The sequence below is a fragment of the Rhodococcus sp. AD45-ID genome, from assembly GCF_003023755.1.
GTDB classification, from domain to species: Bacteria; Actinomycetota; Actinomycetes; order Mycobacteriales; family Mycobacteriaceae; genus Rhodococcus_F; species Rhodococcus_F globerula.
In genome coordinates, this window is sequence record NZ_PYHL01000002.1 from 1426432 (window position 1) to 1435247 (window position 8816).

The following is an 8816-nucleotide window of genomic DNA, read 5'->3' on the forward strand; positions in this document are numbered from 1 at the left end:
TCGACGAAGCTTTCGGGAACTTGGCGCAGGACCGTCCGGACATCCCGATCGCGAAACTGGACAAGTTGCGTGAGTTGATGAATGTCGCGGTTCCGGACTGTCTGATCACTGGTTACGAAAAACTCATCCCCGCCCTGACGCTGCCTGATGTCAATGATCGGCATGTGTTTGCCGCAGCGATCCGAGCGGGAGCCCAGGTCATTGTCACCGCGAATCTGCGGGACTTTCCGGAATCCGAACTCGCCCAATTCGGCGTCGAGGCCAAGCATCCGGACGAGTTCGTGATGGATTTGTTCAACCTCGACGGGGTGCGGGTTCATCAGGCGGTCAGTGCGACTGCAGCGGGATGACGAAATCCTCCGGGGACGCCAGCGGATGTGTGCGACCGTCTTGTGGCAACGGGTCTTCCGATTTCGGCAGCAGCGCTGCGGCGCTGAACAGAAGCTTCGGTTGCTACCTCCACGCTAGTGCTCAAGCCTTCGACGGTCGGCCTCGATTTGGCCTTGTGGTTTGCCGAAATTCGAAAATTCGAACTGATTGGTTTGTTGTGCAACGCTAGACATGCAGTCATTTGCCTGCATATCATGTGTCCATGGCGTCATCTACCGACCTGGTTTTCAAAGCACTGGCTGATCCAACGCGCAGGTTCCTTCTCGACTGCCTGCGCGAAGACAATGGTCAGACGCTGGGGGAGTTATGTGAGCGCGTGACGATGACACGTCAGTCTGCAACCCAACACCTGGCCGTGCTCGAGGCGGCAAATCTGGTGAGCCACGTGCGCCATGGTCGAGAGAAGCGTCATTATCTCAATCCTGTTCCACTCGAGGAGATTCGCGAACGATGGATTGACACTTTCGAACACTCGCGACTTCAGGCGCTGAGTGCAATCAAACGACATGCGGAGGCAGAAATGACCGTCAAGCCCACCTACAAATACGTCACCTACATCGAGAGCACACCGGAAGCGGTGTGGCGAGCACTCACCGACGCTGACCTCACGGCGGCGTATTGGGGGCACCAGAACGTCTCCGACTGGAATGTCGGATCCTCGTGGGAGCACCGCCGCGCCGATGGTTCCGGTATCGCTGATGTCGTGGGCACTGTCATCGAAAGTGACGCGCCGAGCCGGCTGGTTACATCATGGGCGTCTCCTGACAATCCCAGCGAGGACACTACCTCCCGGGTGACGTACACAATCGAACCGTACGGCTCGATTGTTCGCCTCACCGTAGTGCACGAAAACCTTGCTGACGAGGAAGCACACAGCAGTATTTCCCGGGGCTGGCCGGCAATTCTGTCCAACCTCAAGTCGCTGCTCGAGACCGGGCACGTACTGCCTGACACGCCCTGGGAGATGCCGGCCAACTGAAGGGTAGTCGGGCCGGTTCACGGGGAAGGGGAGGAACTCGTGGACCGGGCGCCGGCAAGCCTGGGGGAGTGATTGAGGTAGTGTCGTGCAGCGCTCAGGGGGGAGTGGCAGTCGGCCCAATTTCCGAGAAAACCCATGTGATAGTGCGGTTTTCGATCGCGGTTGGCTGATCGAACAGGACAGCTCGCTAAAAAATTGGCGTCTTGTCGTTGATTTCTTTATTCCGATTGCCTTATATCGGACGGTGACGGAACCACCTAATTTCCCGAATGCATGTGGTCAATAACGTGCACAACACCACAACACAAGTCCACGCACACCTCACCAACCCACAAAAAAGTCGGGCACAACGCACAGACAACAGGGTTCGACCTGTCACGATTTCGCATGTTTGACGAACCCTTGTGCGTAAACATCGGCTGCGATGGAATTGAGGAAGCTGGATCCGGGGGAGAGCGCGTCTAGCGGCGCGAATTATTCCGAACCGAGGAACGATTGTGGACAAGAATCGCGACAATCCGAGCCACCCGGCAGATTCGTTTCCTGACGTCAGGTGGAGCCATGACAGGCCCATATTGCGTAAACCCGTCACTGTCTTCGCGTCGAGCAAGGTCGGATCGTGGCTCATTCGTACTGCAACACCGTTGGATCGGTGGATTTTGCAACGCAGTAAGAGTCGGTACACGATCCTCGGGCCGCTCGGATTGCCACTTCTGCTGTTGACGACAGTCGGCCGAAAGACCGGGCAACCTCACACAACTCCGCTGACATACGTCCGCGAAAACGGTCAACTGTTTGTCGTGGGAAGCAACTTCGGTCAGGACCATCACCCGGCCTGGTCGAACAACCTGCTGGTCAACACCCATGCCACCGTCACCATTGGCGGTGTGGATGTACCGGTGGAAGCGACACCGCTGTTAGGCGCGGAGAAAGAGTGCACCTTCGAAAGGTTCGTTGCAATCGGTGAGGCCTATGCGAGATATCGAGATCGTACGGACCGCGATCTGCGAATATTCTGTCTTGTTCCACGGTGAAAGAGCACAAGCACTGACTGACTAGCGCCCCAGTGCGGAGCACAGTGCGGCGTTCAGCTCTTGTGCCGGCACCATCGGAAGTGCGTGGTGTGTCGCCGAAGCGAGAATCAGAGTCTTCGCGTGGGGGAGCGATGCACGTATCAAAGCCGCAACTCGGCTGCTGTCATGAACTTTGCTTCGTCCCGCCAGGATGGCCGTGGTGTCGACGGAAAACCCCGCCAACTTCTTCCTGCCGGGGCGCTTCGGCACAATCGTCTTCGATTTTGGAAAGTGTGCTGCCCCAAGAGTGAGGAGTGACATCCAGTCCTCATCCAGCGATGCACCACCGGTTTCCCATTCGATGAACGTCCGTTCCCTTTTTTCGTTCGGGCGCAAAAGAATTGGTAGTGCATGCACCAGGTATTGCATCCTCATGCCGGCAAAGCAGGAATTGGGGTCGATCAATATGAGCCGACTCACTCTGTCGGGATTGTGTAGCGCGTAGGCCAAGGCGATCATGGCTCCGTACGAGTGGCCGATGATGCTGGGGGAGTCGAGGTCTAGCCCGTCTATGACGCTCTTCAGCCAGTCACGCAGGTCATCGACAGTCTTCATCGGTTTGCCGTGGGCGGTGCTGCGTCCGACATCTCCCATCAGATCCACTGCATGGACTCTGTTCTGTCCGCTGAGCGCAGTCACATTGCCAAACCACACGGTCGATGTTGCTCCACCTCCTGGTAGAAGAACGACCGGAGGGCCTGATTCAGGGCCGCATACATTGACATGAGTTGTGCCGTAGTCGGATTCGATCTCAATAGAAGTTGTGTCGTCCGGCCAGGTGGACAGTACCGAATCGTAGGCAGCGTAGAAGGCCACACCGCTATCGGTTGCCGCGAACTGATCGATCGATGATGCAGGCATTGAGAACTCCATCCTCATTTATCTCGATAGTCGAGATAATAGACAATGGAACTAATTGCGTCGAGCGGAGGAGTGGAAGTGACCGACACGAATAAGTCGACTACCAGCGGTCACGAGATGGTGCATCTACTGCGGGCGTTGGTCGTGCAGCTGGATCTGTTCGGTGCGAACTTCGCAGCGCAGCATCAACTTCACTCCACAGATGTGCGAGCGCTGATCAGCCTTCTTGACGCTGAACGCGCGGGACAACCAGCCACGCCGGGATGGCTGGGGCAGCAACTGGGTTTGAACTCCGCGTCGGTAACAGCATTGATCGACCGTGTGGAACAACGCGGCCTGGTGGTTCGAGAACGAGACATGAGTGATCGTCGACGCGTGATTATCGATGTCACCGATAGCGCCAAGAATCTGGGATGGTCATTTTTCGGACCGCTGATCGGCCAGGCCACCGACGTCTTGGAATCCTTTTCGCCGACGCAATTGACGACGATAGGCGAGTTCTTGACGAAAATGAGTGCTGCGGTCGAGGTCGCCCGAGGATCGCAGGCACCAGCCGATTAGACTGGCTCCCAGAGATTTTCAGAGTTCGGGCGCCAGGCGGTCATGTTGCCGTCGACGGTGATAAAACTGGTGTTCAGCCAGAATGTGGTATCGGGATTCCAGCCCGCAAGTACGGTGGCACCTGAGCGGGCGGACAGAGGAATCGTGATACCCGGAGTGGTGAGATAGCCGATCATGCTCAGGTGAACTGCGTCGTAGTCGTTGACTACCTTGCTCCAATCCGGAATGAACCAGTCGTGATACTCGCCCGTGGTGTCGTACCAAACGGAACGACGCGATGCCGGTACAGCGAGGGGATAGGTGTCGACGAGGTGAGCCCAGTCCGCAGGACTCGAGATCTCGTACACCCGAGATGTTCTGTCGATGCTCACCGGCCACACGTGAGCGAAACTCCATCCCGGGCTGTCCTCAACGAGCATCAACTCGACGGCTCCGAGGACGTCCTGGGCGCGAGTGGTGTCGTAAGCCCCGTTCGCGGCTGGGATCGACCACCATTCACCGCCGATCTGCCTGTCAGGATCCGCTTTCAGATACTCGACGAACGTCGCTTCATAGTCCAGCGTGTGCGCTCGCCACTGCTCCAGTCCGTCCTCGAACTTCCGGATGTGCAGGGGCGTCACGTCTGGGTCATCGGTACGGTCGTACTTCTGAACCATTCGTTGGTTGACGAGGTCGACGGGCTCGGCCCACCACTGGGTATGCGGTGACGCCAAGACTGCATGCGCGATGGGTCGGAGAAGCTCGACAACCTGGGGGACAACCAACACGATGTCCTCTTCGTCCGGCGGCTGCCAGTAGCGTGCAAAATCCACGGCATAGGCGAACCGGTCGAGAATTTCGATTTCGGACAGTGCGGCAACGGCTCCGAAGTCCACGTTAGCGAGGACATCAACAACGTCGCCGAGTGTGGAGTGCAGACCATAACGCGACGCCAACTCGTGCGTACTGCAGGCGTATCCGATATTTGCACAGAAAAACCGACCACGAGGCGAGCCCAGCATCATCGAAACCGTATCCATGTACCAAAGCTAGTCGCCTGTAACCGCGTAGTCGTGCGCTGATGGTCCGGCGCGGCGTAGTTCACAACACGGTTAACTTTCATAACTTGTGCAGGGAGGGTCTGATGGTTGCCACACGGAAGCACAGTGCCGGTGGTTCCACCCCAAAAGCGCGGCGCGCACGCCTGCATCTGGTCGCAGATCTTGCCGAGGCTGAATGACTGCCGCTGCATGGTGAAATCCCTCGAGTCGCCGCAGCGGCCGATGTCTCCAGGTGGCGTTCTGTGGCAATGGGTTCGATCAGGACCAGGGGAGCCGTGGCAGTGGTGTCGTGTCCACCACCGCGGGGCGCTGGATCCGGATGGGCGCGCTCAGGGCGCAGAACCCAGAGCATCAACTCAAGGAATGGGCTCGCGCGATATTCGAAGATCAACCGGCCGGCGATTCCGTCAGCGGGATTCATTACCGAACGGCGTATGGCGACGGTGATGCGCTCGCGTTGTGGGATTGCAGTTCCTTCATCCGAATACGCCGCGATGCGCGCGGCAAGATCCTGGACCGTCCGCTGCAACATCCGTCGTTGCTGCGTCGACTCCAGGTCGAGATGTGGAAACGAGCGTGTCAGAACCGTCGTGCTCGATCTACGTCTGATCTACGGGGAAGGTCCTTCAGGTACTCAGATCCCTACTACTTGACATAATGTAGATTATCGGCAAATTACCGACCTGCGGATATGTGTCGGATGGCCTGAATGAACCCAATCTCTCGTCATGCCTGTGTGCCTATACGGACACGCACTCATCCCGTCAGTATCCGCGCGTCCGACTGGCCGCGGCCCTGTGGAATCGGTCGCCGACTCGGATCTGCCGGCGCCGCCACGCCCCGTCCCCACGGGCCCACGGCAACCAACGCCGTCTGGCCCAGACCTAGGCATACTGACGGGCCTGGGCGGGATTCCGGCTAGTGGTCGGCAGCTGCCAAGGTCCGCGTCCCCCAGCTCAATACGTCACTGTGACATATTGAGCTTTTCTGGTGGGTGATCAGAAAGCTCTAAGAAATTCGATAACCGACTAAACTTGTCAGCATGCCTGAATTTCCGCTCACGAGTTCGCGAGGCTTACGTCCTCAGTGAACCCCATACGTGAAGTGGTCGAACGCTGGCTTGCTATGCCTGACCAGTTTGATCGATTTACCCGTTTGCTTCGTGGCAACGGATTCCTCGAGGCCACACGAATACTTATCGGCCTCATGGTCTTTTCCATGGGAGTCACCGTTGTGGGAAAACGACTGGGAACGGCATCCGATCAAGTAAGCAGCATTCCGCTTGACTTGATGATCGGTGTACTCGCGCTGATAGGCGGATTGGCATACCCGGTATTCACGACTACCAGAAACCGTTCGCTTCAATTTGTCATCGCGAGCGATGTGTCGATCGCCATTATCGTGCTCACCGAAGCGGATCTTGATCAGCGACTTCTCGGATCACTGGTGTTCGGGCTGATGGGCACGTATATCGCTTTCTTCCACAACATGCGTGCTCACCTGGTTCACCTGCTGTTTTCGATCACAATCGTCGTCGCAGCATGCTGCGGTGTTTTCACCGAAGAACCGACGACATTCTTCGATACCTTTGGGCGAATTCTCTTTGCGGTGAGCGTCATCAGCGTTGTTCCGTTCCTGACGCAGATTGCATTGATCCTTCTGAGTAACGACGCCCAAGGGTCGGAGCTCGATCCCCTGACAGATCTTCTCAATCGCCGCGGTCTTGCTCGTCGCACAGCGGAGCTGATTCGATCCAAGTCCGGCATCGGCCAGTCACTATTGGTGGTTGTCATCGACATCGACAATTTCAAGCAATTCAACGACACTTTCGGACATGATGTCGGTGATCGCGTCATCATTCGAACGGCAAATCGATTGACCGCGTGGGCGCGAGCAGATGCGGCAATTGCCAGAGTCGGCGGTGACGAATTCATCGTGGTTCAGATCATGCCGCTCTCTGATGTCGGTGATCTGATCTCGCGAATCCACCCCGCAATGAATACACCGATTGTCGAACCACGATCGACTACAAGTATCGGGATCGCGATCCACAATGGCAGTTGGCTGGATTCGGACGCCGAGGAAGCCGGAATCGACGCGCTTCATCGTCTCGCCGATTCCGCGATGTACGAGAGCAAACGACTGGGCGGAAATCACGTCCACACAATCGTGATGACGTCGCCGTAGCCGTCAACCCTCGAACAACCTAGTCCTCGATGATATGAATCGCAGCTTCCTCCGCAGAGGCGGCCGCTCCATCAACACCGACGTCCTCGGCGACCAAGTTGCTTTCCTCGTCCTCGTATCGCCCTTCGTCCTCGGCAACAAGGCGTCCCGCACGGCGTGTGCCCACTTCACGGTCCGGTGGGAATTCCGCTTCGCGGACAGCGTCTTCCGCGTCCCCTTGCTCGAATAACGGATCTCCCAGCTTGGCCGCAGGGTCGGGTTCTTCTTCGGCAAGACGCTCGTCGAGGGTCTCCCCCGTTTCCGAATCGCCGAGGGCATAGGGACGCTCAGGCGGCGAAATCCCTTCGTCGAGGATGTCGTCAACGCCTCGGTCGATCAGAGTGTCTTCTGGTTGCAGTTGGTCGTCTGGATCGAGGCTGTAGTTACCTTCGGCTGCTGCGCCGGTATCGTCCGCATCATTCATGACTTCACGATGCCACCGCGAGCGAGATTTGGCCACGGAACGCTCATGTCAGCAGTTACTCGGTGCCGGTCGGCCGGCAAATCGGTCTTGCAGATAGTCGACCGCGGCCGGTAGCCCGATGGCTCCCACGGTGAGGTGATCCAGATTGGGGCCCAACACGCTTTGGATGGTCGCGCCTGCTGCGCAGTATCGGGCCATGGTTGCCACGACGGAGTCGACCGGAATGAGATTGTCTGTGGCGCTGTGCCATTCGTATATCGGTGCCGTCGGAACTCCGGGATAGAGTTCCACGCTGTTGTCGTTCATGACGCTGATGGCGTCGGGGTTGTCCAGCATCGATGTCGACAGCGCTACGTCGAGGGCGCTTCGCCCGGCTCCGGTGATGAGGAGTTGGGTTGTGCAGGCGTTGGTCAAGTCTGTAGCCAGAGCATGTCCTAGACCGTTGAGTTGGCTGGTTAGTGGCAGTTCGGTCGGGTATTCGCGTTCGAGACCCAGTGCGGCTGCAAATGCGAGACCGAATGCCGGGTGAGGATCGCGGCCTAGGGCGTTTGCCATCTTGGTGATGTTCATGGGTACACCGCCTTCGGCAACGCCGACGATGTTGATTTCAGGGGCATATGTCGGTGCAAGCGCTGCGGCCCACGCTGTTGCCATACCGCCACCCGAGTATCCCGCGATTCCCACGGGACTGGATGTGAGCCCGAGTTCGGGCAACTTCTGCACAGCGCGGATTCCGTCGAGAGTGATCTGTCCGCCGAGTCGCGCGGCGCCGTACGCGCTGGTGGGACCCAGATGGTCAGGAAGCGCAACTGCCCAGCCGCGTTGAAGGGCGATGTTCAGCGCTACGGCTTCACGGTAGGTGCTCCTGGGGTCAGAGCTGTAGAGCGCTCGTGACGGTGCGCATTCAGTGCCCAGTGCGTTGACGATGTGTTGATACGACAACAGCGGGCCGTCTGGTGTGTGGTTGGGAGGGATTATGACGGTGGTGACCGCGACGATCGGATTGTTTGCCGAGTTCAGCGATCTGAAGTTCACCTGCCAGACTGCGGATCCTGGGAAGGTTAAGAGGTCAGGGGCTCGTCGGACGGAGATGGGTGTGCCGACGGGACCGGTTGCGGCTTCGGTTTGTGAGTAGAACGGATCTGGATCCAGAGAGGCCGGCGCAGCGGACGCTGTTATCGGTGTCGTGGAGAGCGTAAGCACTGCGAGCGCCGTCGCCAGCATCGGTCCAGCAAGCATCCGTCGAGTCCTGAATTTCAATT

The 8816-nt window shown here is 58.0% G+C and carries 10 protein-coding genes; 6 read left to right on the forward strand and 4 right to left on the reverse strand.

Annotation, left to right across the window (positions count from 1 at the left end; all coding sequences use genetic code 11):
* Positions 1 to 20: 20 nt before the first annotated feature.
* The 3 genes from C7T36_RS30660 to C7T36_RS22855 all read left to right on the forward strand — a co-directional run bounded on the left by C7T36_RS30660 (position 21) and on the right by C7T36_RS22855 (position 2403).
* Positions 21 to 350 carry a hypothetical protein gene (locus C7T36_RS30660; protein ID WP_239654731.1) on the forward strand — a complete coding sequence of 110 codons (330 nt, stop codon included), beginning with the start codon at positions 21 to 23 and terminating at the stop codon, positions 348 to 350.
* A 260-nt stretch (positions 351 to 610) separates the two neighbouring features.
* Entirely contained in the window at positions 611 to 1369 is a 759-nt protein-coding gene (locus C7T36_RS22850) for a metalloregulator ArsR/SmtB family transcription factor (RefSeq protein WP_204368994.1), read from the forward strand.
* Positions 1370 to 1866: 497 nt separating this feature from the next.
* A complete protein-coding gene (locus tag C7T36_RS22855) occupies positions 1867 to 2403 on the forward strand; it encodes a nitroreductase/quinone reductase family protein (protein ID WP_045067749.1) in 537 nt (178 codons plus the stop codon).
* A 21-nt stretch (positions 2404 to 2424) separates the two neighbouring features.
* On the opposite strand, the gene C7T36_RS22860 is transcribed toward C7T36_RS22855, so the two are convergent.
* On the reverse strand, positions 2425 to 3303 hold the full coding sequence (locus tag C7T36_RS22860; RefSeq protein ID WP_045068088.1) for an alpha/beta fold hydrolase: 879 nt from the start codon (positions 3301 to 3303) through the stop codon (positions 2425 to 2427).
* Between the two features lie 117 nt (positions 3304 to 3420).
* Between C7T36_RS22860 and C7T36_RS22865 the strand changes: the two genes are divergently transcribed.
* Entirely contained in the window at positions 3421 to 3864 is a 444-nt protein-coding gene (locus C7T36_RS22865; RefSeq protein ID WP_045068090.1) for a MarR family winged helix-turn-helix transcriptional regulator, read from the forward strand.
* Here the strand turns inward: C7T36_RS22865 and C7T36_RS22870 are convergent.
* Positions 3861 to 4883: a hypothetical protein gene (locus C7T36_RS22870; protein ID WP_045067750.1), complete on the reverse strand. Its 1023-nt coding sequence runs from the start codon at positions 4881 to 4883 to the stop codon at positions 3861 to 3863. The two genes, C7T36_RS22865 and C7T36_RS22870, sit on opposite strands and share 4 nt — an antisense overlap.
* A 310-nt stretch (positions 4884 to 5193) precedes the next feature.
* Between C7T36_RS22870 and C7T36_RS22875 the strand changes: the two genes are divergently transcribed.
* Positions 5194 to 5562: a hypothetical protein gene (locus C7T36_RS22875; protein WP_181317501.1), complete on the forward strand. Its 369-nt coding sequence runs from the start codon at positions 5194 to 5196 to the stop codon at positions 5560 to 5562.
* Between the two features lie 467 nt (positions 5563 to 6029).
* Positions 6030 to 7091, forward strand: a complete 1062-nt coding sequence (locus tag C7T36_RS22880; RefSeq protein ID WP_045067751.1) for a diguanylate cyclase — start codon at positions 6030 to 6032, stop codon at positions 7089 to 7091.
* 19 nt (positions 7092 to 7110) lie between these two features.
* Here the strand turns inward: C7T36_RS22880 and C7T36_RS22885 are convergent, their stop codons facing one another.
* Both C7T36_RS22885 and C7T36_RS22890 read right to left on the reverse strand, forming a co-directional pair.
* Complete coding sequence (locus C7T36_RS22885; RefSeq protein ID WP_033232036.1) at positions 7111 to 7554, reverse strand: DUF5709 domain-containing protein; 444 nt, start codon at positions 7552 to 7554, stop codon at positions 7111 to 7113.
* Positions 7555 to 7602: 48 nt separating this feature from the next.
* A complete protein-coding gene (locus tag C7T36_RS22890; protein ID WP_045067752.1) occupies positions 7603 to 8793 on the reverse strand; it encodes a lipase family protein in 1191 nt (396 codons plus the stop codon).
* Positions 8794 to 8816 lie beyond the last annotated feature (23 nt).

Bases quoted from the DNA above. Each gene is read 5' to 3' on its own strand.
- C7T36_RS22885 (WP_033232036.1), bottom strand. From the start codon at position 7,554: ATGAATGATGCGGACGATACCGGCGCAGCAGCCGAAGGTAACTACAGC.
- C7T36_RS22890 (WP_045067752.1), bottom strand. From the start codon at position 8,793: ATGCTTGCTGGACCGATGCTGGCGACGGCGCTCGCAGTGCTTACGCTC.
- C7T36_RS22865 (WP_045068090.1), top strand. From the start codon at position 3,421: ATGGTGCATCTACTGCGGGCGTTGGTCGTGCAGCTGGATCTGTTCGGT.
- C7T36_RS22880 (WP_045067751.1), top strand. From the start codon at position 6,030: ATGCCTGACCAGTTTGATCGATTTACCCGTTTGCTTCGTGGCAACGGA.
- C7T36_RS22870 (WP_045067750.1), bottom strand. From the start codon at position 4,883: ATGGATACGGTTTCGATGATGCTGGGCTCGCCTCGTGGTCGGTTTTTC.
- C7T36_RS22860 (WP_045068088.1), bottom strand. From the start codon at position 3,303: ATGCCTGCATCATCGATCGATCAGTTCGCGGCAACCGATAGCGGTGTG.